The sequence below is a fragment of the Nocardia sp. NPDC023852 genome, assembly GCF_040639505.1.
Lineage (GTDB): Bacteria > Actinomycetota > Actinomycetes > Mycobacteriales > Mycobacteriaceae > Nocardia.
In genome coordinates, this window is the sequence record NZ_JBFAAB010000013.1 from 45,233 (window position 1) to 65,922 (window position 20,690).

The following is a 20,690-nucleotide window of genomic DNA, read 5'->3' on the forward strand; positions in this document are numbered from 1 at the left end:
GCGGGTTACTCGTCGTCGGTGGGCTGGGCCGTCGGGGGAACGCCGGTGTCGAGGAAGCGGATCAGCCGTTCGATGCGGGCTGTGTGATCGACGCAGCGCTCCAAGTGGTGACCGAGCAATGCGATGTCGATCGCCGCGTCGGTCGGTGGCTGGGAAGCCGGATCGGCCAGCGCCGAATGCAGTTGCCGGTGCGGCGTTTTTATCGATCGGGTGCCCGGTTCGTCCTCGGATACCGAGGGGTGACCCGCGACCGCCTGACCGGCCAGCGCGGTGCGCTCGGCCGCGAGCTGCCCCATCGCGGCGAGGATGCCCAGAATGGGCTGCTGTGCCACGTGTCCGGGGTGACGCTTGTACACCTGGTCGGCGACGCGGCTGGCGAGCCAGCCGATACCGGACAGCTCACCGGCGATCTGGATGGCGGTCACCACATGCCGGAGGTCGCGGGCGACCGGCGCCTGCAGCGCGAGCAGTACCACAGTGCGCGCCTCGCAGGCCCCGTACATCTTCTGTAGCTGCTCGTCGAACGCGAAGACCTCGTAGGCCGCGGTGAGGTCGGCGTCGACGAGCGCATCGGTGCCACGTTCGACGGCGTCGTGAGCGAGCCTGCACATCGTCGTCAAATCATTGGTCAACGCGATGAGCTCGGCAGTGAACTGGGTCCGCACCGCCAAATTCTCACCTATCGGCGGGCACCGGGTCGATCCATCGCGATGCTTCTGCCGCCACCACTTGGACACCGCCCGGTGCGCGGATCGCCATGCCCTGCGGCGAACACTGTCGATGGGTTCGTCCGATGTTACCGTCGCCGCATGCCGAACATGCGCGATATTCAGCATCGGGTGGTGACGGCGTTCCAGCGCCGGGTCGGCAACCCGATCCTTCGCAGAGTGCCCGGGCAGCCCCTCCTGGAAACCACTGGCCGGGTCAGTAGGCAGCCGCGCGTCACACCCATCGGCGGACGCAAGATCGGACGGGAGTTCTGGCTCGTCTCCGAGTTCGGGGACCGCTCACAGTACATTCGTAACATCAAGGCGGACAATCGGATTCGGCTACGCTTGCACGGGCGCTGGCACACCGGCACCGCGCACCTGCTGCCCGGCGACGACCCGCGTGCCCGTCTCGCCGCCCTGCCGCGTGCCAACAGCGCGGCCGTCCGGCTCGTCGGCACCGACCTGCTCACCGTGCGGATCGATCTGGACGACTGAACCGGCAGTCGGGGCAGTAGCGGTCGATGAATTGTCCGATATGCTAGTAATTTGCTGGGACGATGGTGGGCATGATCGGTGTTTTGATCGCCCGCTGGACCGTTCTCGTTCCCGTTCTCGCAGTTCTCGCCCTCGGAGCCACTTGGGGCCGAACTCTGCCGAGCATCGCGGTACCGGTCGTGGTGGTCGCGTTGATCGGCGCGGTGCTCTCGGCGGTGCACCACGCCGAGGTGGTCGCACGTCGCGTCGATGAACCATTCGGATCGCTGGTGCTCGCGATCGCGGTGACGGTGATCGAGGTCGCGCTCATCCTCACGCTGATGAGCTCGGGCGGCGACAAGACCTCCACACTGGCGCGCGACACGGTCTTCGCGGCGGTCATGATCACCTGCAACGGTATCTTCGGCCTCGCGCTGCTCATCGGTGCTTTGCGCAGACGGATCGCCGTGTTCAACGCCGAGGGCACCGGCGCGGCTCTGGCCACGGTCGCGATACTGGCCACGCTCAGCCTGGTGCTGCCGACTTTCACTACCAGCAAGCCGGGGCCGGAATTCTCCACCGCGCAGTTGGCCTTCGCCGCGGTGGCCTCGCTCGCGCTGTACGGACTGTTCGTGCTGGTGCAGACCGTGCGCCACCGAGACGACTTCCTGCCCGTCGAAAGCGACGTCGTCGTCACCGCAGACGACGAGCACGGTGAGCGGCCCGGCGTGCGTACCGCCCTGCGCAGCCTGGCGTTGCTGCTCGTCTCGCTGGCCGGCGTCGTCGGTCTGGCGAAGGTGGTGTCACCGGCCGTCGAGTCGGCCGTGGGGTCGGCGGGTCTGCCGCCGTCGGCGGTCGGTGTGGTGATCGCGCTGATGGTGCTGCTGCCCGAAACGCTCGCCGCGGTCCGGGCCGCTCGCCGCGACCGGGTGCAGATCAGCCTCAACCTCGCGCTGGGGTCGGCCATGGCGAGTATCGGTCTGACCATTCCGGCGATCGCGGTGGCAAGCATCTGGTTGGAAGGTCCACTGGTGCTCGGGCTCGGCGCGACCCAGATGGTTCTGCTCGCCCTGACCGTCGTGGTGGGCGGGCTCACGGTTCTGCCAGGGCGGGCGACCCTCCTGCAAGGCGGCGTCCATCTGGCTCTGTTCTCGGCTTTTGTGTTCCTCGCGGCCAGTCCGTAGCCGCGTCCCTTCGCGTCGTCGTCGACGGTGTGATCAACGTGCCGAAAATATTTCAGTTAATTTCTGGCACTTTATTGAACGCTCACTGAGCTGGGAATTCGCTTCTTTCGAAAGCTGATCTACCAGCTGGCAACCTTAGGTAGCCTGCTGGATAGGCGTGCTGTTCGTGACGGTAGCTCCTACTCGGCAGCGAAGGCGGATCGATGGTCACATCCGACAGCGGTCGCGGACCCGACGACGATCGCGGTGGTGATGGTTCACGCATCCTTCCCAATGCGGCGTTGATCGCCGCCGTCCTCGCCCTCGTGGTCGGGATCGTGGTCCTGCTGCAGCCGACCGGCGACTCGGCCGACGGCAAGCCGACGCACTCGACAGCGTCCACGGCGACTCGGACGCGCGCCTGGCCTTACGCCAAGTCCCTTCAGGCGCCGACATCGCCCGAGCTCGTGCCGCTGCGAGCCGCGCGTGAGGTCGGCGGCGATTGTTCGGCGGGCGGCGTCTCCGCGTACTGGGACATGCGTGACGGGCAGTGGACGTGCGTCCCGCGAAACCGCCCCGAGCCGCCGCCTACGGCGCCTGCCGGCTTCTAAGCGCGAAAACTACGGGTGCGTGGTGTCGGCGCTGCCGTCGCAGATACGAAGTTTCTCGAGGTCGGCCGACATCTCCGTGCGGAATACGGCCGACATACCTGGTGGTCGATACCGTGAGACACATGCACGACGCCCAGGGCCCACTACGCATTCACGAATGGGACGCCGTCCGTGGTTTCGCGCTGTGCGGGATCCTGGTGGTCGACATCTGGCAGATCGCTGATATGGCCGTTACGGCAGGACCGGGCGAGATGGTTCCGGTCCGGCACGTGTTGTCGGTGTTGTTCGAAGGACGGTTCTTTCCGATCTTTTCGTTCTTGTTCGGGTTGAGCTTCGCCCTGTTCCTGGACAGCGCGGCCCAGCGGACCGACCGACCGCGACTTGTCCTGGTCCGCCGCCTGCTCGCGCTCGGAGTCATCGGTCTGATCCACCACCAGTTCCAGCCTGGGGAGGCGCTGCTGCCGTACGCGATCGTCGGGTTGGTGATCTTGCTGCCCGCGTCCGCGCTGCCGAACTGGGTGGTGCTGAGCGTGGGCACGGCAGTCACCCTCGCCGTTGCGCTGACTCTCGGCGGCGGCCTGGCCATGGTGCCAGGGCTTTTCCTGCTCGGCCTGGCCACAGCCCGCTACGGGATCGCCGACACCTTGGATGAACGCGGCTGGCAGATCGGCGCGGTGTTCGCCGCAGCGCTGCCCGCCGCCGTCCTGGCGGGCCGGTGGGAGTACCGCACGCCCTATCTCGAGCTGTGGTCCACCCCCGCCTCGCCGGTCGCCGGCCTGCTCGGCGCGCTGGCCTACCTCACCGGCCTGTTGCTGTTGATGCGTATCGAGCCAGGGCAGGTGCTGTCGGAAGTGCTCGAGCCGCTCGGCCGCATGGCATTGACCAACTACGTCTGCGCCACGGCGGTGATCCTGCTCGCGGATCCGTGGCTGCGACTGTCCGGTTCCGACAACTATGCGGCGCTGCTGGGCTCGGCGGTCGCGATCATCGTGTCGCAAGCGATCGTCAGCGCTGTGTGGTTGCGGTTCTTCCGTTACGGACCGCTCGAATGGGTGTGGCGCTGTATCACCTGGTGGGAGTGGGTGCCTGCCCGGCCTGCTCGGGTCTCGAGCCGCCGTTACTGAGAACCTGGCGGCAGCATCGATGGGGCGATCATCGCCGCTCGCCCGCCTCATCCGAGCTTCTCCGGCAGCGTCAGCGGTCTACGACGCCGAAACCCCGAGCGCCAGGCGAGCTCTCGTTCGCCCACCGCTGGCGTCGTATCCGGCTACCACGTGCCGACCTGATCCAAAGCGGACACGGGGCCTCGATGGCGGCAGCGCCCGACCCCGCTTCGGTCAGGAGGCGGCGACGCCGGCCTGGCGGATCGCATCGAGGACCTCGCCGTAGGTGAGAGTGGAATTCACCATGGCACGCTCGGAGGGCACATCGATGTCGACCGAGTCGATGCCGTTGACGCCGCGCAGGTTCGTTTCGATCGCCGACGCGGACTCGCGGGTAACGTTAGGCAAGGTAATGGTGTACGTCATGCTTTCCGCATAGACCGATTCGACCGGCTCAAACTCTTCGATGCCGGGTTTGAGTCTTCTGCTGCCGGGAATAGCGGGGTTGTAATACAAACTCGACGTAACAGGGATTGTCATGATCATCATCATCGGGCTCGTCATCTTGATCGCGGCAGTGATCATCGGAGTCGCCGCCGTGGTCGGCAACATGGGCGAAGCCCAGCAATTGACGAGCGACTTCGCGGCGTTCGATTACCACTTCCACGGTTCCACGGGAGCACTGTTCGGCTACGGGATCGTGCTCGGTGCGATCGGGATGCTCGGGCTCGCACTGGTGCTGACCGGTGCGTGGCGGGTTACGCGGCGTGGCGCGGCCGCCCGTCGTGAACTCCGGCAGTCCCGTCGTGAAATGGCGGCCGTCCGGCGCGATCTCGCAAGCACACCTGAGGTGCGCCAGCAGACCGAACCGAAGGCCACCCGAGAGCCGGCTTGGCGCCGACTGTTCGGCAAGCCGGCGACAGCTCCTGCCGGTGCTGCTCCGCGTACCGCAGGCGCCCGCGGCGTGCGGGCATCGACGTCGAAATAGTTTTCGAGAAAAGGAAATGCGACCATGATTATTCTCGGCCTTGTCCTTCTCGTCGTCGGATGGCTGCTCGGAATTTCGTTGCTCACCACCGCCGGCATCATCGTCTTGGTTATCGGCCTCGTGCTGATGCTGGCCGGTGCGGTGGGCCGCCCGGTCGGTGGCCGCCGTTGGTACTACTAGGAATTCGTCATGATGAAGTTCGATGATCGAATCGCGCACCGGGTGCAGGCCACTCGTGGCAGCGTCAGGAAATTCCTCGGCAAAGCGACCGGGGACTCTCGTCTGGAAGCCGTAGGACGTCGTGAGCGGACCCGTGGAAACGTCAAACGTGCCGCGGACAAATTACGGGACGCATTCAAGCGCTGATCCCCGATCGGCGCTGGTCCGTCGAGCGGAGCCGAATCGCGGCTGGGGCACAACGCCCCAGCCGCCATTCGACGTCGAAACCCGTTCTGCGCCGGTGTTACGGACACTCCGGCAATCTCGGCGAGCTGTCCGATGCAGCGTCACCGCCATTGCCGGCGCACCACCGAGCACGACCCGCGCTATGGCCCTGCCGTGGGCGCATCCCGCCCTGTGCGGCAGGCACGGCGGCGCAACTATTCGGACGGATGGTGACGGACCGGAAGGGGATAGGGCAGGAGCTTCCGGTGGACGATCTGCAGAATCAACAGGAACAGCACGGACAACCCCGCGGTGGTGTAATCGCCGAGAACCAGGGCGAGGAGCGCGAACGAGCCGAACATCGGGACCTCCAGCGCTGCGAACCACCACAGTATTCGGAGCCGTCTTGCATGGGCGTCCAGCCGCTCGACGCCGTCGTCGATGATGTCCAGCGCGGTGTCGTAGCGAACTAGTCCGTCACCGAACTGAACGAACATGTGCACCGCCTGGTCGCGGGTCAGCTCGCCCAGCCAAGCTCGGTCGATCAGCCGCTTGCCCTCCTCGGCGACCTCCCTGATGACCGCATCCATGCGGACCCCTTCCCAGTCGATCCAGAGGATTCTATGCGGCCGATCCGTGCCTTCCCAGTAATGATTCAGGCGGGCGGAAATGCGTAGAGCTTCTCCGGAATGATCCGCACGATCAGCCGCTGGGCCTCCGGTTCCGGCGGGGGTGTCGCGCCGCCCATGTATTTCGCGTACATCTTGTGCAGCAGCGTCTTCTCCGGGTCCTCGGTGATCTCGACCCGGCCGCGCACTTCCACGTACCGCCCGTCGGTGCGGCTGAGCACCAGCAGGCTCACTCGCGGGTCGCGCGTCATGTTGCGGATTTTCAGCCGTCCCTGGATTGTGCTGAACAGCAGGGTGTCGCCGTCGTAGTCGACGAAGATCACCGACGACTGCGGGCGGCCGTCCGCGTTCGAGGTCGCCAGCACGGCGGCATGCGGTCCGTCGATCAAGGTGCGGACGGTGTCATCGAGTGTCACGGTCATCGGATTCTCCTTTTCGGGCTGGTGGATCATGGCGATCCCGTTATCCAGACCGCGGATCCGGTCCAGAGGAATCGGGCTCGAGCGATTCTTTTTCGCAGCCCCGCCGGTCATACCTTTCAAAGGTTCACACCGATGCGAAAGGATCGCGGATGAGTTCGACCAGCGCGTCGCCCGAGGCCGAATTCAACCGCCGCACCCAGCCGTATCGGCGGGAGTTGCTAGCGCACTGCTACCGGATGCTCGGGTCGATGCACGACGCCGAGGATCTGGTGCAGGAGACCTACCTGCGGGCCTGGCGTTCGTTCGACGGGTTCCAGGGGCGCTCGTCGGTGCGCACGTGGCTGTATCGGATCGCCACCAATGTCTGCTTGACCGCGCTGCAGCACCGGGGACGGCGCGTACTGCCGTCTGGACTCGGCGCTCCTGGCGAGGACCCGTGCGCGCCGCCCGTCGCCGCAGCCGCCGAGGTGGAGTGGCTACAGCCGCTACCCGACGCTCTGGTGGGGCCGGAATCGGCGGACCCGGCCAGCGTGGCGGTGGCCCGAGACAGCTTGCGCTTGGCGCTCATCGCCTGCCTGCAGTATCTGAATGGGAGGCAGCGCGCGGTGCTGGTGCTGCGCGACGTGCTCGGCCTGCCCGCGGCCGAGGTCGCCGAGATTCTGGATTCCACCACCGCTGCGGTCAAGAGCACCTTGCAGCGGTCGCGGTCGCGGCTGGCGGAGGTCTCCACGGCGGCCGAGCAAGCCGTGGCGCCGAGCGAACCTCGGCAGCGCGCGCTGCTCGAGGAGTACATGAGCGCGTTCCGCCGCGCCGACGCTGCGGCCATCGAACGCTTGTTGCACCGTGACGCCGTGCTGGAGATGCCGCCGTTCGGCACCTGGTTCGCAGGGAAGCGGACCTGTGTGGCCTACCTGGCCGAACAGGTGCTCGGCGCACCTGGTGACTGGCTGATGTTTCCGGCCGCAGCCAACGGGCAGCTCGCCGCTGTGGCGTACCACCGCGAAGCAGAGTGCCGCTACCGGGCTTTCGGCGTTGCCGTGCTCACCACGACGGAGGACTCGATCACACGGATCGCCGCCTTCGCAGACCCCGGCCTGGTGACCGCCTTCGGCTTCGCCGCGGTACTCGGCGAAACGGCTTGTGTCGTCCCGGATGCTCACTAGCGATTTCGGGATTCTCGAAGTCGAACCGACACTAGGCGCCCCATTCCGAGCGCTGATCGCGCTGTGCCGCAAAGTGTCACACGCCGGGGCTTCCTTGTCTGGCCACCGTCGCGCCGCGTGCGTGGAACCCCGACCATGTGTTATGCCGCTGAGCCGGTCCGTGCGCGCCGTCGCGTCGCAGTGCGGTCGGTGTTGTTCCCCACCATCTTCGGGCGCACCGGGTGAATGTCGCTTGCTCGGACAGTCCGATCAGCGAGGCGACCTGACCCATCGGCATATCTGTTGTGGTCAGATACCGTCGCGCGGCGTCGCGGCGGACGTCGTCGAGGATCGCGGCGAATGAGGTGCTCTCGGCGGCGAGGCGGCGCTGCAGGGTGCGTGGATGAATGGTGAGAAGGCCCGCGACAGTGCCTATTTCGGGCGGCGCGGTACCGAGCAGCTGTTGCACGGCGGCGCGTACCTTCGGTTCGATCGCGGCGTCCGCGCCGCCGGATTGTTCGGCGAGAAACGCCATGGCCAGCCGGTGCAGGTTCTCGTCGCCGCCGGTCAGCGGCCGGTTCGGTAGGTTGCTCGGCACCCGCAGCGCCGCCGACGGCCGGTCGACACGCACCGGCGCGCCGAAGAACTCCTCGTAGGTCCCGATCGGCGCGCTCGGCCGATAGGGGAGTTCGACCGAGCGCAGCCCGTAGCGGTCGTCCACCAAGCGTTGTACGGTGCGATGCACGAACGCGAGTCCGAGATCCGTGCCTTGGATAGGTGTCGGCATTCCGGGCTGCACGCCGTAGCGCAGCGCGATGACGCCGCGGTCGCCGTACGGGTCGGGATCCAGCGTCAGGCTCAGGGAACGCGCGTGCAGGAACAGGTACCGCGACGAGCATTCGAGCACGTCGGCCAGCGAGGGCGAGTTCCGGATCGCGAGCGCCAGCGGCCCGAGCATGTCCAGGTCTTGGCGCCTGGAGATCCGTAGTCCGAGATCGGGGCAGTTCAGCTGGTGTGCGGCCAGCTCGAGCGCCGCGGCCATCGCCTGATCGGGAACCAGCAGGTCGTCGGTGTCGAGCGCGGCGACCGGCAATCCGCATGCCGTGGCCAGCGCCTCGGCGTCTCCGCCCAGCTCGGCCACCGTGGCGCGAAACCCGCGCAATCCCGCCGACCGAATCACCGACATGTCGTTCAAATCAAATAGTTGTCGCGCAAAGTCAAGATAGCCGACTCATTGGATCGCACACTGGAATCATGACCGAGACCGTCGTAGCTCCGGAACACCTCGATGTCGTGGTCGTCGGGGCGGGCCTGTCCGGCATCGGCGCGGCCTACCGGCTACAGACCGAATGCCGCGGCAAGACCTACGCCATCCTGGAGGCACGTGACACCCTGGGCGGCACCTGGGACTTGTTCCGGTACCCGGGCATCCGCTCGGACTCGGACATGTTCACGCTCGGCTACCCGTTCGAACCGTGGCGCGACGCCAAAGCCATCGCCGACGGCTCGTCGATCCTGCGCTACATCGAGAAGACCGCGACGGAGTACGGCATCGACCGGCATATTCGCTACCGCACCAAAGTGGTCTCCGCCGACTGGTCCAGCGCGACCGCCCGCTGGACGCTGAGGCTCGAACGCCGCGACGAGGCGGGCGGCATCGAGTGGCGTACCCTCACCTGCGGCTTCCTCTACTCCTGCGCCGGGTACTACAACTACGACCAGCCGTACACGCCCGAGTTCCCCGGCATCTCCTCGTTCACCGGCCAGGTGGTGCACCCGCAGTTCTGGCCGGAGAACCTCGATTACACCGGCAAACGCGTCGTCGTGATCGGCAGCGGGGCCACGGCGGTCACCCTGGTCCCTGCGATGGCCGAGCAGGCCGAACTGGTGACGATGCTGCAGCGCTCGCCGACCTGGATCAGCGCTGTCCCGGGCCGGGACAAGCAGGCCGACAAGATCCGAGAACTGCTCCCGCCGGGGCTGGCGCACCGGGTGATTCGCACCAAGAACATCCTGTTCAACATCGGCTTCTACCAGTATTGCCGCCGCCGCCCGGAGTCCGCGCGCAAACTGCTGACCGGTCTCACCACTCGAATCCTGAAAGACGACAAGGCCGTCGCCGAGCACTTCACGCCCAACTACAACCCGTGGGATCAGCGACTGTGCGCCGCGCCCGACGCCGACTTCTTCAAGGCGATGAAGAAGGGCAAGGCCGACGTGGTCACCGACCACATCGATAGCTTTGTGCCGGAAGGTATTCGGCTGCGGTCGGGGCGGGTGCTGGAGGCGGACGTCGTGATCACCGCCACCGGGTTGCAATTGCTAGCTTTCGGTGGCATCGTCCCGAGTGTCGACGGCAGGCGGGTCGATGTGGCCGAGCAGTTCGTCTGGCAGGGCACCATGATCACCGGTGTCCCCAATTTCGCCGTGTGCATCGGCTACACGAACGCTTCCTGGACGCTGCGTGCCGACCTCACCTCCCGGCTGATCTGTAAGGTTCTCAACCATATGGACCGCAAGAGTTACGCCGCTGTGGTCCCCGAACCGCAGGGAGAGCTCGACGAGCACCCGCTGCTCGATCTCGCCTCCGGTTACATCCAGCGGTCGATCGGCGATTTCCCGCGCCAGGGTGACCGCCACCCGTGGAAGGTCCGGCAGAATTACCTGCTCGATTCGGTCACCACCCTGCGCACTGATTTGGCCAAGACGCTCACCCCGACGCCGAAATCGGCTGTCCGGGAACCAGTATCGGCTCCCTAGCGCGGGCCGAACACCCTTCCTGGTGGACTTGGCTCGGGTCACGTCGCCGTGACCCGAACATCCCACCGAGGAGAAAAGCGCTTCCTCCCCCTCGTGAACGAGGGAGTATCCACGCTGAACATCTGATGACGAGATTCGTTCGAGCCACCATGCCACTCGGCGGCTGGTAACTCTCGGAGACAACCCACCGAACCGTCAGGCCGGTGCTATGCCGGTGATCAGGGTTTGACTCGAGCCCGTCCGGGTGGTGACGATCTGTGTGAACGTGCTTGGCTGCTCATCCGGGAACTGCTGGGTCAGCCGGACCTCCCACCGTTCCTGCCCGTCGGCGACGTCCCCGCCGCGGGTGATCAGCACGCAGTAGCGGGTGCCTGCCGGCACCTGACTGATGCCGCGCTGGATCTGCTCGGCGGGCGCGACAGCCGCGTCCGGGGCGACCACCGCGCGGGCCCGGTACCCGGAGCGCTCAGCGTAGTAGGCGTACTCGAAGGCCAGGATGGCGTCGGGGCCGTTGCCGGTGCCGCCGGGCTCGGTGCCGGAAATGACGTCGGCGGTGCGCCGTTGCTCGCAGCCGGGCGTCGCGATGGCCCATGGTGGCCTGGCCGATGTCGTTGTCGTCGAGCTGACTTGCGTGGACCCCGATGCGCGCGTCGGTGAACTCGCCACGGTCGTGCGCGAATTCGATCCGGAACCGTAGAGGATGGTCAGCACGATCGAGACGGCCGCGACCGCGACACCGAGCACGATCAGCACAGCCAGTGGACGATTGTCGCGCTGCTGATCCGTTCGCCGGGGACGGCGCACCGGCGTGCCGGGATGGATTCCCGATCGGTTGACGATCGTAGGCGCCTGGACGACGTTGGCTTCGACCTTCGGTGATTCGTCATCGACGGCGGGCACATGCCGGTTGTGCTCGACGGGTGGGTCGGGCAGCTTTTCGCCCGGGGTCGCAGGCTCGAGCCACTCCTCCCACTCCCCGAATCGCGGCCGCGTACTCGCCTTGTCCGGCGGTGACGGTTCGGGAAGGTCGAGTTCCGGTGGGGGAAGGTCGAGTTCGGGTTCGCGGCGACGGACCGGTCTGCGTCGGCCGGGTGGGCGTCGGCGCTTCGCCCCCTTGCCCACGGGCGTTTTCAGCATCGGCAGACCCGTGTCGAACGGATTGCTCTGGGCCGCGCCCTGACTCGGATGCTCCCGGTCAGGGGGCGTCATCGTCGAATTCGCCCAGCACAGGCACGACGGCGGTCGCCATCGAAGGCACGGTCACGCCGAGCTGGCCGTCGCGGGGCTTGTGCTCCTGGTCGTTCCCGGTTGGGGGCGGCGTCGGCGGAATCACCATGCCACCTGCTGGTCCCGGGCGTGCCTGCTGGTCTGGGCGGGTAGCAGGCGCCGGGGCGGATTCGGCGAACGGTCCCGTCCCGGGAATGGGCCTGCTCTGCGGCTTCGGCGCGTCCGACTTCGCGGTGGGCGCGGGCGCGCCGAGACCGGTCGACGTCCCGGGTTTGCTGTCCTGCGACCCACCGCCGAAGTCGAACAGCTTCGAGGAATTGGGCGAGCTCTTCGAGCTGTCGTCATGGGTGGTGGAGCCGGGGTGGATCGCCTCGGAAATGGCCTTGTCCGCCGACGCCGCAACGGTGTCGATGGTGTGGAGGCCGACCTCGGCGATCTTGTCGATGATGTGTGTGCCGATGTCGACGCCCGCGCTGATACCCGCGGTGCCGATCTGCACCCCCGCGGAGATGAGCTGCTGCTGCAGTTGGAGCTGCGCGGCCAGCGCCGGGTCCATCGGCTGCCCGGTGCCCTGCACCGTGGTGCCGGGCACCAATTGTCCTGTGGCGCCGGGTTGGACGGTTTGGCCCTGCACCACCCCGGCCGGTGTTGTGACCGTGAGCGGTCCCATGCCATCCAGTTTCCTGGTGTGGTCGTCCATCTCCGATCGCGCGTTCGTGACCGTGGTGAGGGCGTCGCGCAGCGCCTGGGTGGCGCGTGTAATGACGGCGTCGGTGTCCGGGGCGGTGGTCGCGTTGTCCAAGATCTCGCGCGCGTCTCGCCGGAACTCCGCGATGATCTGGTCGACGCGCTGCGCCGCGCGCCCGGAGGTGGCGTGCGCGTCGGTGAGCACCGACAGGTAGGCCGGGCCCCGGTCGGAGATGTCGCCGATCTGGGTCTGTGTCGTGCGCAGTGCGGGCACCGCGGCGTCGGCGGCGCGGGAGGTCCAGGTCGACTCCAGCGCGTAGAGGCCGTCGCGATGCGGGCCCTCGGTATCGGCCGCTTTGGTGGACGCGGACGACAAGGCGCTGGTCGCGGTCTCGTTCGGAATGCCGACGCCGGTGCCGAGCGAGGAGCGTAACGCCAGCAGCGGGCGCACCAGCGCGGCCACGATCGGTGGGTCGACGCCCGGATCGGTGCTCAGCGGCCTGGCGGTCTCGGCGGAGGTATGCGTGGCCTGTGCGCGTTTCCGCAGTCCCATCAGGCTTCTCATGCCAGTGCCTCCCCCGCGTGGTCGATGGCACCCGCGGTGTCCGCGTCCGCGCCTTGTGCTTTCGCGCTGTAATCGCGCAGGACCTGCCCGTAGGCGCCGACCAGCTGTCCCGCGGTCGACAACGCCTGTGCGTGTTCGGACACGGCCGTAGCGAACCGTGCCGCGAATTCCGCGCCCACCAGGCCGAGGTCGGCGGCCAGCTGGTCGGGATTCACCGCGCCGGACGCGACCGCCGCCGCCGACGCCAATTGTCTGGACACCGCGTCCGCGATCGCAGTGTAGGCGGCCACCGCCGCCGGGTCGAGCCTGAGCGTATCCACTGTTCCCCTCCCGGATCCCAGTCTGTCGCTGCCGCGCCATGATTCATCGCCAAGCGTACTGTGCGACCCCGACACTATGCGGCCGATCCTCGGTGTCCGTTCCGATCGAGTGTGGCCGCGAACGCCGGCAGCGGATCCGATGACGGCCGTCCGGCCCCGCCCAGCCTCGGAGTACTTGCTTCGTGCGGCCGGCCGACGAGCCTGTTCAGGAGCGCTCGCGGCGCGTGTGGTCTGGGCCAGGGAAGGCGTTCTGAGCGAAAGCTCACGTGTCGAAATCGTCCTCGGTGCGCCGGCGGCAGGCGGTTGTCGGATTCTGAGCCCCCAGGGCACTGAACGCGCAGAGGTGCGAAGCGAGCAGCCGCACTCGGGACCGCTGCTGGACAGTGGTCTCCTCCGGATGGTGGATCTCGATGCTCAGCTGGTCGTCGAAGGTGCTGATGATGATGGTGCCGCTGGGCTGCTGCAGCCGGTGCCCGGTCTTGTCGGGCTTGCCCAGCATGATCGAGCGGAAGTCGGTGACCCGCAAGTCATCCGGGACCTCAGGCCGTCGCACGCGACCCCAGTTGGTGGCGAGAACGATTCCCGGCGCGCACGGCGGGGGTCCGGACGCGATATCCGGAATGTGCAGTGGAGTCTGCTGCACGACACCCGCCGCGAGTTCGGCGCACAAGGAGTCGCTGATGCCGCGGGCCAGGCCGACGAGCGTGCCGACCCCCGGAGTCGGGACGAAGTTCGCGAAGCCGAGGACGTTGGTGCCCTCGGTCATACCGATCCGCTGCGCCACGCGGGTGCGAAGGTCGACCGAATAGGTGTAGCTCAGCTCCGAGAGGCGTAGCTCACGCAGCTGGGCCTCGGTGAGCAGGATCGCGGCGGAGGCGAGCCCGTTGATCGTGGTGTTCTCCCGATGCCCCAGCTCGGCCAGCGCCGCAGTCTGCTCTTTCGTCAGCCTGCATCGTGCCGTGCGGGGCAGTAGATAGCCGGGGTCGTCTGGGCCGCAAGGAGTTCGGGACTCCGCGGTGGGGCGGGGCGGCATTGCGGGTGTATCGAACTTTTCGATGCCGCGCACGGTCAGCAGCTCCTCCACCGAACTCGGATAACCGTGCGGCTCCAGCTCCGGTGTGCGGCCCCTTGCCAGATCGGCATAGCTGGACCAGAGTTCGGCGAGCACGGCCAGCGAATGGCAGGCGTCCGCGATGCTGTGGTGCGTGACCAGCGTGACGCTCGCATTCTCGCCGTCGCGCACGACGCACAGCGCACAGAGTGTTTTGCGCTGATCCAGCTGCGCGCCGGCCAGCAACCGTTCCGGATCTCCTTCGGTGACCGAGATTTCCGGTGGCGCGCCGGGCGATTCCAGCAGGACGTGTCCGCCGTGCCCATCCGGCTCCAAGCGGGCGCCGAGGATCGGGCGGGCGCGAACAACCGCCTCGAACGCGGCCGCCAGCGCGGCCGGATTCAACCGCCCCGTAACTCGAACCGAATAGCCGACGAAGACTTCGCTGTTGGCGAAGATCTCCTCACTCGGAGCCAGCGGACGGATGACGATCGCCGTGGTCATGTCGGTTCCTCCACCTGAACTCCTCCCAGACGCCGGCTCATGGCCGGTGCGCCGGTCTCCTTCGACATCATCGCTTCTGTCGTGTATCGCGACATCTGGCGGTGCTGTTTCTCGTCGTTGCCACCGTGACATCGCGCGCGGTATTCGGCGACGGGACGGTCGAACCCAACCAGTGGAGTGCGGCTGTGGAGAGCCGTACTCTCGGAAATTTCATGGCCGGACAGGTCATCTATCGTGCTGTCGGCACGGGAAACGGCGGAATGAATCGTTCGGTATCGGCCGAATGCTGGTTCAGCTGCCGACGAGGGATCACAATGGAGGGGTGTTCCAGCGGATTGTGGTGGGATACGACGACTCACCCGGCGCCCGGGCCGCCCTCGAGATGGCGCTCGAACTGGCGGTGGTGCACCACTCCGCGCTCGTCGTAGTCGCCGTCGAAGAGCATCTGCCGCACTACGGTCCGGTGGTCGGCGAAATAGCGGACGAGCGTTCGATCGGGGAGCTGGCCTGCCGCCGATGGCTCGGCACGGCCGCCGAGGCCGCCGAAAGGCGCGGCATCGAGGTGCAGGCGGAGATCCGTGCCGGGCAAGCTGCGCGAGAACTGGCCACTTCCGCCGCCGACCATGCCGCCGACCTGCTGATTCTGGGACGGAGTGGACATTCCGGCATCTGGGGTCGGTTCATCGGCAGCACCGCGGAGAAGGCCGCCCGGCATGCCGAATGCTCGGTCCTCGTCGCCCACGACGGGCAGGGATAGACCGATCACCCGGCGAACACGTCGGGACGTCCCTCGACTCGGGAGTCCGGCCGATCCCCGTTCTCCGATCGCGCTGCCGAGTGACTATCCTTGCCGCAACGCGGCGGTGGGGCTCGCCGCTCCGGTACCCGGAACAACCGCGGCAGACCGCCGCCGACAGTCCCTATTCGAACAGCAGCTCATCGTTCGTGTAGGAGACATCCCGTGCCCGGTGAACCAACCGAAGAACTGACCGACGCCGACATCGACGCGCGGGACTCGGCACGCCTCCGACGGCTCTGGCGCACCCACGGCACCGTGCTGCTGGTCGTCGCCGCGGGCGGTGCCTTCGGCGCGTCGGCCCGCTACGGTCTCGCGCAGTGGTTGCCCGCCCGGCACGGCCACGTGCCGTGGGCCACGTTTCTCACCAATGTCACCGGCTGCTTTCTGATCGGCGTGCTCATGGTCGCGGTCACCGAGATCTGGGTGGTGCACCCGCTGGTGCGCCTGTTCCTCGGCGTCGGCGTGCTCGGCGGGTTCACCACCTTCTCCACCTACGTCAGCGAGATCCGCGACCTACTTCGGCCCGACACCATCGCCGTCGCGGTCGGCTACCTGGCGGGCACGCTGATCTGCGCCCTGCTCGCCACGCTCGCGGCGATGTGGATCACCCGGGCCGGGTACGAGCGCCTGCGCCGCGCACGGGAGGAATCGGCGTGATCGTGTTACTGGTCGTCCTCGGCGGCGCGATCGGGGCGCCGCTGCGCTATCTCATCGACCGGGCGGTACAGAACCGCCGGGACTGCCTGTTCCCGTGGGGCACGTTCCTCGTCAATGTGGTCGGATGCCTCGTGCTCGGCGGCCTCACCGGCGCGGGGAGCGCGCTGTCGACGCCGCTGTTCGTTCTGCTCGGCACCGGTTTCTGCGGCGCGCTCACCACCTACAGCACCTTCAGCTACGAAACCGTGCGGTTGGTCGAACGCGGCGCCTTTTTCTACGCCGCGATGAACGTCGTGGTCAGCGTTGTCGCCGGGCTGGGCGCAACTCTCGCGGCCTACGCCGCGGTGCACGCCCTGTTCGGATGACCGGTGAGGTCAGGTGCCTACTCGTGCGGTTCGGTTCCGACCTTGTCGATCAGTCGAGTCCATCGACGGGCGCGGTGGGAGTGAATCGAGCTGGTGATCGACGTGATCCAGGTCACTCGGGAGGGCTTCTGCGGACCGTTCGGGGTGAGCTAAGCTGACATAACAGATGCAGATATGCGCATACATCTCTGGTATGAAAGCGGGCGGGGTCGATGGCACATGAACACGAGCATGATCACACACACGGACACGGGGTGTCCGTCGATGCCGACCGGAGGTGGCTGACGGTAGCGCTGACGCTGATCGCCGGCTTCATGGCGGTCGAGGTCGTGGTCGGCCTGCTGGCCAACTCGCTGGCGCTGCTGTCCGACGCGGCGCACATGCTCACCGACGCCGCTTCGATCGTGCTGGCGCTCGGCGCCATCCGACTCGCCGCCCGCCCCGCCCGCGGCAAGTACACCTATGGCTACAAACGCGCCGAGATCCTGTCGGCGCAGGCGAACGGCATTACGTTGCTCGTACTCGCCGGCTGGCTGACCTACGAGGCCGTCCGGCGTCTACTGCAGCCACCGGAGGTGACCGGTGGGCTCGTGGTGGTGACCGCGCTGGTCGGCATCGTGATCAACATCGCGGCCGCGTGGGCGATCAGCAAGGCGAACCGGTCCAGCCTCAACGTGGAGGGCGCGTTCCAGCACGTGCTCAACGATCTGTACGGATTCATCGCCACCGCCGCGGCCGGACTCGTCGTGCTGGTCACCGGATTCGCCAGGGCCGATGCGATCGCCACGCTGATCGTGGTGGCGCTGATGGTCAAAGCGGGGCTGGGGCTGGTGCGCGAATCCGGCCGGATCTTCCTGGAGGCGGCGCCCGCGGGCGTCGATCCGGACGCGCTCGGGCACCGGCTGGTCGAGATCGACGGCGTCGACGAGGTGCACGATCTGCATGTCTGGCAGATCACCTCCGGTGACATCGCGCTGTCGGCACATGTGCTGGTCCGGGCCGGCGCGGACTGCCACGGACTGCGTCACCGGATCGAGCGGCTGCTCGATCACGACTACGGCATCACCCACACCACCTTGCAGGTCGATCACAGTCACGTCGTCGATGCGGCGGCGGCCGCCGACCCGCAGCGCCTGCTACCAGTGCTGGACGACCACTGCGACGACGCTCACGGCCCGGTGCACCGCGACCGCCCGGCGTCCGCGGGCATCGGTGCGTCGCGACCTACTGGTCGGCCGCTGCCCGGCGCCGGCAGCTGGGCCGCCCGCTTGGAATCCGGCACACTCGGTCCACCGGCGCCGAACCGACCGCCGGCTAGCGTTCGGCGCATGCATGAACAGCGTGACGGTTCGGATGGGCGCCTCCGCCGATAAAATCTGGGCGCTGGTCAGCGAAGCTGGCCGGGTGGACCCGCCGCAAGACTAACGTCGAGGGGATGCGGGAGACGCTGAACCGGATCGAGGTCGTCGTCGAATAGCGCACGAATCACCGCATGCGGTCCGCTAATTCACGCAGGGCACCGTGTTGCCGATGGTGGTGGTGACCGGCTTGCCGGCGTCCGGTGTCGGCGGAGCGGAACGGCTCGGCGGGGATGCGATCCCCGCCGCGGTCGAGTCGAATTCGGCGGGCATGGAGAAGTCGCTGCCGAGGACGATCTTGACGTGGCCGGCCGGGACGTCGGATGACGCGGTGGCAGTGAATTCGCCGAGGAGGTCGGCCAGCTGGGTGGCGTCGGCCTCCGCGCCGGGGCCGTAGGTGATCGTGGTGGTGGAGCCGTCGGCGTAGGTGCCGTTGGCCACGGTGCCCTGCTGGTAGCCGCGGCCGGCCAACGCGGAGGAGAGCTTGGCGGCCCGGCCTGCGACGTGGCTGGCGTTGTACACATCGACGATGCCGGCCGGCAGGCGGACCGAGGCAGGCTGCGGCTGTTCGACGCCGAACGCGGCGCGCACCTCCTTCTTGATGGCCACCGCGTCGACGATATTGACGTCCTGGCCGTCGATGGTGTCGTAGCGCAGCACCGGCAGCGTGCGGAATTCGACCGACATCGCCCCCGCCGTGCCGAGGTCGCGGGCGAAGTCGAGCAGGTTCCAGTCGTCGGACAGCACGACGTCGCGGTGCGCCACGTCCATCAGCTGGGACAGCTTGCCGATATCGGTCAGCGTCCCGGAATCCTGCAGCGACTTGGCCACCGAGGTGAGGAACGCCTGCTGACGGTGGGTGCGGTCGAGGTCGCCGTTCTCCAGGCCGTGGCGCTGCCGGACGAACGCCAGCGCTTCGGAGCCGTCGAGATGCTGCGGTCCGGCCGGGAAGGTGGCACCCGAGTAGTAGCTGTCGTCCACCGCGTGGTTCAGGCAGACGTCCACGCCCCCGAGTGCCGTGGCGAGATCGTAGAACCCGGCCAGCGAGATTTCGGCGAAGCGATCGATCGGGACGCCGACCAGGTTGCGCACGGTCGACACGATGGATGCGCGTCCGGCCTCTCGACCCTCGCGCTCCAACGTGACCTGGTCCTTCTCGCCCGCGGCGATCAGCTTGGCCTGGGCGGCGGCCTTCTTCAATCCGTACGCCTCTTTGATCTTGGCGTGGTCGTAGCCGGGGATGCCGGAGACCGGGACGTAGTCGTCACGCGGAATGGAGAACGCCACGACTTTCCGCATGTCCGCCGGAATATGGAGCAGGATAAGCGAGTTCGCGTTGTAGCCGCCCTCTTCACCATCGCCGGCGTGCAGCTGGTCGAGGATCGGCTTCGGCAGATCGTTGCCGTTCTGGTCCTTGCGCGTGTCCAGGCCGATCAGCAGGATGTTCAGGTCACCGCCGAGGGAGCGGGGCGCGTCCGCACCGATCGCGTCGGTGCGGGTGAACCCGTGGTCGAAGTCGGTCTTGGCGGACCAGGCGAAGCCGGTTCCGGCCAGGATCCCGAGAGCGGAGGCCGCCGCGACCAGTCGGGCCGCGATGCGGGCCACGCGGAGGGTGCGCCGGTGCCGCCCGGTGTCGGGGCGACGACGAGCGTTGGTGCGGTGGGGGCGAGGTGCGGAGCGCGGTGGAGGGCTGATCCTGGCAAACGGGACGGTGTCGTCATCGCTCAGTTCCGCGGTTCTCCTAGCCGGTATCCGTTCTCGTTCCACCGGAGCACTCCTTGCCGCCTGACCACGCCCTCGACTCGACAGTACCCACGGTTCGGCGCGACAGTCAGGCCCTCGCTCGCGCCATGTGGCCGCGACAGTGTTACCGCTCGGCGCCGACGAGGCGAGAATCGGATGAGCGTTCGTCAACGAATCACGTGGCGGTCGGGTGCCCCACCTAAGCTCGGGAAACATGACTGCTCCTGTGCTCCTCGTGCTCGGTGCCGGCCCCGGCGTCGGGCTGTCGGTCGCCCGCCTGTTCGCCCGTGACGGCTTTGCCGCGGTGTTGGCCTGTCGGTTCGATACGGAGGCCGAGCCGCTGGCCGAACAGCTGCGGGGCGAGGGGTTCGACGCGTCCGGCGTCGGAGTGGATCTGGGAGATCCCACCGATGTGGGCCGTGCCGTCGCTGGTGTGGGCGACCGGCGCGGCCGCATCGACGTGCTGCACTTCAATCCGAGCATCTTCCGCCAGGCCGATCCGCTGCAGTTGTCGATGCCCGAGCTGATCGAGGACTTCACCGTCGGCGCCGCGGCTCTGCTTCCCGCGGTCCAGGCCGCGCGTCCGTACCTGTCCGAGGGGGCGCGCGTGCTGGTAACCGGCAGCGCGGCCGCGGACAAGCCGTGGCATCAGGCTGCCTCGCTCGGCGTCCAGAAGGCGGCGGTGCGCAACCTGGTCACCAGCTTGGACACCACGCTGGCGCCCGCGGGCATCCGCGCGGTCGCGGTGCAGATCAACGGCGTGCTCGGCGAAGGAACGTTTACCCGGGATCGGGTCGCCGAGGCATTGCACGCGGCGACCACCCGCCCGGCCTCCGCGTGGACGCCGCACGTCTCCTACGACGGCTGAGCTACCGGGACCGATCGCCGCGAACTCGGTCGGCATGTACGCCGGCCGGCGAGGTGGTCCGGCGCTGTCGCCGCGCCGCACGCGAACTGACCATCACCTGTTTCGACCGGCTGTCGACGCCGGTAGCCGAACACAGCGTGCACCGATCGCCGAGGCCACG

23 protein-coding genes and 1 pseudogene are annotated in these 20,690 nt (G+C 67.5%); 14 read left to right on the plus strand and 10 right to left on the minus strand.

What is annotated here, in order from left to right; genetic code table 11:
* Window positions 1-5: 5 nt before the first annotated feature.
* Window positions 6-665: a PhoU domain-containing protein gene (locus AB0H00_RS18700; protein WP_357267689.1), complete on the minus strand. Its 660-nt coding sequence runs from the start codon at window positions 663-665 to the stop codon at window positions 6-8.
* A gap of 144 nt (window positions 666-809) precedes the next feature.
* Between AB0H00_RS18700 and AB0H00_RS18705 the strand changes: the two genes are divergently transcribed.
* The 4 genes from AB0H00_RS18705 (at window position 810) to AB0H00_RS18720 (ending at window position 4,082) form a co-directional block, all read left to right on the plus strand.
* On the plus strand, window positions 810-1,205 hold the full coding sequence (locus AB0H00_RS18705) for a nitroreductase/quinone reductase family protein (protein WP_357267691.1): 396 nt from the start codon (window positions 810-812) through the stop codon (window positions 1,203-1,205).
* 62 nt (window positions 1,206-1,267) lie between these two features.
* Complete coding sequence (locus tag AB0H00_RS18710; RefSeq protein ID WP_357267693.1) at window positions 1,268-2,368, plus strand: ionic transporter y4hA; 1,101 nt, start codon at window positions 1,268-1,270, stop codon at window positions 2,366-2,368.
* A 203-nt stretch (window positions 2,369-2,571) separates the two neighbouring features.
* Window positions 2,572-2,958 carry a hypothetical protein gene (locus AB0H00_RS18715; protein WP_357267694.1) on the plus strand — a complete coding sequence of 129 codons (387 nt, stop codon included), beginning with the start codon at window positions 2,572-2,574 and terminating at the stop codon, window positions 2,956-2,958.
* Window positions 2,959-3,080: 122 nt separating this feature from the next.
* Window positions 3,081-4,082, plus strand: a complete 1,002-nt coding sequence (locus AB0H00_RS18720) for a DUF418 domain-containing protein (protein WP_357267696.1) — start codon at window positions 3,081-3,083, stop codon at window positions 4,080-4,082.
* 213 nt (window positions 4,083-4,295) lie between these two features.
* On the opposite strand, the gene AB0H00_RS18725 is transcribed toward AB0H00_RS18720, so the two are convergent.
* Window positions 4,296-4,601 (minus strand): hypothetical protein, encoded by a 306-nt coding sequence (locus tag AB0H00_RS18725; RefSeq protein ID WP_357267698.1) that lies wholly within the window; start codon window positions 4,599-4,601, stop codon window positions 4,296-4,298.
* Between AB0H00_RS18725 and AB0H00_RS18730 the strand changes: the two genes are divergently transcribed.
* The 3 genes from AB0H00_RS18730 to AB0H00_RS18740 are packed head-to-tail and all read left to right on the plus strand — an operon-like array spanning window position 4,600 to window position 5,415.
* Entirely contained in the window at window positions 4,600-5,049 is a 450-nt protein-coding gene (locus AB0H00_RS18730) for a hypothetical protein (RefSeq protein WP_357267700.1), read from the plus strand. The genes AB0H00_RS18725 and AB0H00_RS18730 overlap by 2 nt on opposite strands.
* Window positions 5,050-5,073: 24 nt before the next feature.
* The gene (locus AB0H00_RS18735; protein WP_357267702.1) at window positions 5,074-5,229 is read left to right on the plus strand and encodes a DUF6131 family protein; all 156 of its coding nucleotides are present in this window, start codon (window positions 5,074-5,076) and stop codon (window positions 5,227-5,229) included.
* A 9-nt stretch (window positions 5,230-5,238) separates the two neighbouring features.
* Window positions 5,239-5,415, plus strand: a complete 177-nt coding sequence (locus tag AB0H00_RS18740) for a CsbD family protein (RefSeq protein WP_357267704.1) — start codon at window positions 5,239-5,241, stop codon at window positions 5,413-5,415.
* A gap of 233 nt (window positions 5,416-5,648) precedes the next feature.
* Here AB0H00_RS18740 and AB0H00_RS18745 read toward each other — a convergent pair whose 3' ends face one another.
* Entirely contained in the window at window positions 5,649-6,023 is a 375-nt protein-coding gene (locus AB0H00_RS18745) for a hypothetical protein (protein ID WP_357267706.1), read from the minus strand.
* Window positions 6,024-6,088: 65 nt separating this feature from the next.
* The gene (locus AB0H00_RS18750) at window positions 6,089-6,484 is read right to left on the minus strand and encodes a PPOX class F420-dependent oxidoreductase (RefSeq protein WP_357267708.1); all 396 of its coding nucleotides are present in this window, start codon (window positions 6,482-6,484) and stop codon (window positions 6,089-6,091) included.
* A gap of 149 nt (window positions 6,485-6,633) precedes the next feature.
* Here AB0H00_RS18750 and AB0H00_RS18755 point away from each other — a divergent pair, with 149 nt between their 5' ends.
* On the plus strand, window positions 6,634-7,647 hold the full coding sequence (locus AB0H00_RS18755; RefSeq protein ID WP_357267710.1) for a sigma-70 family RNA polymerase sigma factor: 1,014 nt from the start codon (window positions 6,634-6,636) through the stop codon (window positions 7,645-7,647).
* 76 nt (window positions 7,648-7,723) lie between these two features.
* Here AB0H00_RS18755 and AB0H00_RS18760 read toward each other — a convergent pair whose 3' ends face one another.
* Window positions 7,724-8,812, minus strand: a complete 1,089-nt coding sequence (locus AB0H00_RS18760) for an AraC family transcriptional regulator (protein WP_357267712.1) — start codon at window positions 8,810-8,812, stop codon at window positions 7,724-7,726.
* Between the two features lie 68 nt (window positions 8,813-8,880).
* Here AB0H00_RS18760 and AB0H00_RS18765 point away from each other — a divergent pair, with 68 nt between their 5' ends.
* Complete coding sequence (locus AB0H00_RS18765) at window positions 8,881-10,386, plus strand: NAD(P)/FAD-dependent oxidoreductase (RefSeq protein ID WP_357267714.1); 1,506 nt, start codon at window positions 8,881-8,883, stop codon at window positions 10,384-10,386.
* Between the two features lie 195 nt (window positions 10,387-10,581).
* Here the strand turns inward: AB0H00_RS18765 and AB0H00_RS18770 are convergent, their stop codons facing one another.
* From AB0H00_RS18770 to AB0H00_RS18785, 4 genes are all read right to left on the minus strand, one after another.
* Window positions 10,582-11,595 (minus strand): hypothetical protein, encoded by a 1,014-nt coding sequence (locus AB0H00_RS18770; RefSeq protein WP_357267716.1) that lies wholly within the window; start codon window positions 11,593-11,595, stop codon window positions 10,582-10,584.
* Window positions 11,582-12,865, minus strand: coding sequence for a hypothetical protein (locus AB0H00_RS18775; protein WP_357267718.1), 1,284 nt, complete (start codon window positions 12,863-12,865; stop codon window positions 11,582-11,584). Before AB0H00_RS18775 ends, AB0H00_RS18770 begins: the two co-directional genes overlap by 14 nt.
* Window positions 12,862-13,185 (minus strand): hypothetical protein, encoded by a 324-nt coding sequence (locus tag AB0H00_RS18780; RefSeq protein WP_357267719.1) that lies wholly within the window; start codon window positions 13,183-13,185, stop codon window positions 12,862-12,864. The genes AB0H00_RS18775 and AB0H00_RS18780 overlap by 4 nt, the downstream gene beginning before the upstream one ends.
* A 262-nt stretch (window positions 13,186-13,447) precedes the next feature.
* Complete coding sequence (locus AB0H00_RS18785) at window positions 13,448-14,740, minus strand: hypothetical protein (RefSeq protein ID WP_357267721.1); 1,293 nt, start codon at window positions 14,738-14,740, stop codon at window positions 13,448-13,450.
* Between the two features lie 322 nt (window positions 14,741-15,062).
* Between AB0H00_RS18785 and AB0H00_RS18790 the strand changes: the two genes are divergently transcribed.
* The 4 genes and pseudogenes from AB0H00_RS18790 to AB0H00_RS18805 form a co-directional block, all read left to right on the plus strand.
* A complete protein-coding gene (locus AB0H00_RS18790) occupies window positions 15,063-15,497 on the plus strand; it encodes a universal stress protein (protein WP_357267722.1) in 435 nt (144 codons plus the stop codon).
* Window positions 15,498-15,701: 204 nt separating this feature from the next.
* Window positions 15,702-16,196 (plus strand): fluoride efflux transporter CrcB, encoded by a 495-nt coding sequence (crcB, locus tag AB0H00_RS18795; protein WP_357267724.1) that lies wholly within the window; start codon window positions 15,702-15,704, stop codon window positions 16,194-16,196.
* Window positions 16,193-16,561 carry a fluoride efflux transporter CrcB gene (gene crcB, locus AB0H00_RS18800; protein WP_357267726.1) on the plus strand — a complete coding sequence of 123 codons (369 nt, stop codon included), beginning with the start codon at window positions 16,193-16,195 and terminating at the stop codon, window positions 16,559-16,561. Before crcB (AB0H00_RS18795) ends, crcB (AB0H00_RS18800) begins: the two co-directional genes overlap by 4 nt.
* Before the next feature lie 212 nt (window positions 16,562-16,773).
* A pseudogene (locus AB0H00_RS18805) lies at window positions 16,774-17,652 on the plus strand (cation diffusion facilitator family transporter); the annotation flags it as partial.
* Window positions 17,653-18,063: 411 nt separating this feature from the next.
* Here the strand turns inward: AB0H00_RS18805 and AB0H00_RS18810 are convergent.
* Window positions 18,064-19,524, minus strand: a complete 1,461-nt coding sequence (locus AB0H00_RS18810) for an LCP family protein (protein WP_357267911.1) — start codon at window positions 19,522-19,524, stop codon at window positions 18,064-18,066.
* A gap of 352 nt (window positions 19,525-19,876) precedes the next feature.
* Here AB0H00_RS18810 and AB0H00_RS18815 point away from each other — a divergent pair, with 352 nt between their 5' ends.
* Window positions 19,877-20,530, plus strand: a complete 654-nt coding sequence (locus AB0H00_RS18815) for an SDR family oxidoreductase (RefSeq protein WP_357267728.1) — start codon at window positions 19,877-19,879, stop codon at window positions 20,528-20,530.
* The last annotated feature ends 160 nt before the right edge of the window (window positions 20,531-20,690 follow it).

Excerpts from the sequence above, each read along its gene's own strand:
- AB0H00_RS18705 (WP_357267691.1), top strand. The coding sequence starts at position 810 with ATGCCGAACATGCGCGATATTCAGCATCGGGTGGTGACGGCGTTCCAG.
- AB0H00_RS18710 (WP_357267693.1), top strand. The coding sequence starts at position 1,268 with ATGGTGGGCATGATCGGTGTTTTGATCGCCCGCTGGACCGTTCTCGTT.
- AB0H00_RS18715 (WP_357267694.1), top strand. The coding sequence starts at position 2,572 with ATGGTCACATCCGACAGCGGTCGCGGACCCGACGACGATCGCGGTGGT.
- AB0H00_RS18720 (WP_357267696.1), top strand. The coding sequence starts at position 3,081 with ATGCACGACGCCCAGGGCCCACTACGCATTCACGAATGGGACGCCGTC.
- AB0H00_RS18730 (WP_357267700.1), top strand. The coding sequence starts at position 4,600 with ATGATCATCATCATCGGGCTCGTCATCTTGATCGCGGCAGTGATCATC.
- AB0H00_RS18725 (WP_357267698.1), bottom strand. The coding sequence starts at position 4,601 with ATGACAATCCCTGTTACGTCGAGTTTGTATTACAACCCCGCTATTCCC.
- AB0H00_RS18735 (WP_357267702.1), top strand. The coding sequence starts at position 5,074 with ATGATTATTCTCGGCCTTGTCCTTCTCGTCGTCGGATGGCTGCTCGGA.
- AB0H00_RS18740 (WP_357267704.1), top strand. The coding sequence starts at position 5,239 with ATGATGAAGTTCGATGATCGAATCGCGCACCGGGTGCAGGCCACTCGT.
- AB0H00_RS18745 (WP_357267706.1), bottom strand. The coding sequence starts at position 6,023 with ATGGATGCGGTCATCAGGGAGGTCGCCGAGGAGGGCAAGCGGCTGATC.
- AB0H00_RS18750 (WP_357267708.1), bottom strand. The coding sequence starts at position 6,484 with ATGACCGTGACACTCGATGACACCGTCCGCACCTTGATCGACGGACCG.
- AB0H00_RS18755 (WP_357267710.1), top strand. The coding sequence starts at position 6,634 with ATGAGTTCGACCAGCGCGTCGCCCGAGGCCGAATTCAACCGCCGCACC.
- AB0H00_RS18760 (WP_357267712.1), bottom strand. The coding sequence starts at position 8,812 with ATGTCGGTGATTCGGTCGGCGGGATTGCGCGGGTTTCGCGCCACGGTG.
- AB0H00_RS18765 (WP_357267714.1), top strand. The coding sequence starts at position 8,881 with ATGACCGAGACCGTCGTAGCTCCGGAACACCTCGATGTCGTGGTCGTC.
- AB0H00_RS18770 (WP_357267716.1), bottom strand. The coding sequence starts at position 11,595 with ATGACGCCCCCTGACCGGGAGCATCCGAGTCAGGGCGCGGCCCAGAGC.
- AB0H00_RS18775 (WP_357267718.1), bottom strand. The coding sequence starts at position 12,865 with ATGAGAAGCCTGATGGGACTGCGGAAACGCGCACAGGCCACGCATACC.
- AB0H00_RS18785 (WP_357267721.1), bottom strand. The coding sequence starts at position 14,740 with ATGACCACGGCGATCGTCATCCGTCCGCTGGCTCCGAGTGAGGAGATC.
- AB0H00_RS18815 (WP_357267728.1), top strand. The coding sequence starts at position 19,877 with ATGACTGCTCCTGTGCTCCTCGTGCTCGGTGCCGGCCCCGGCGTCGGG.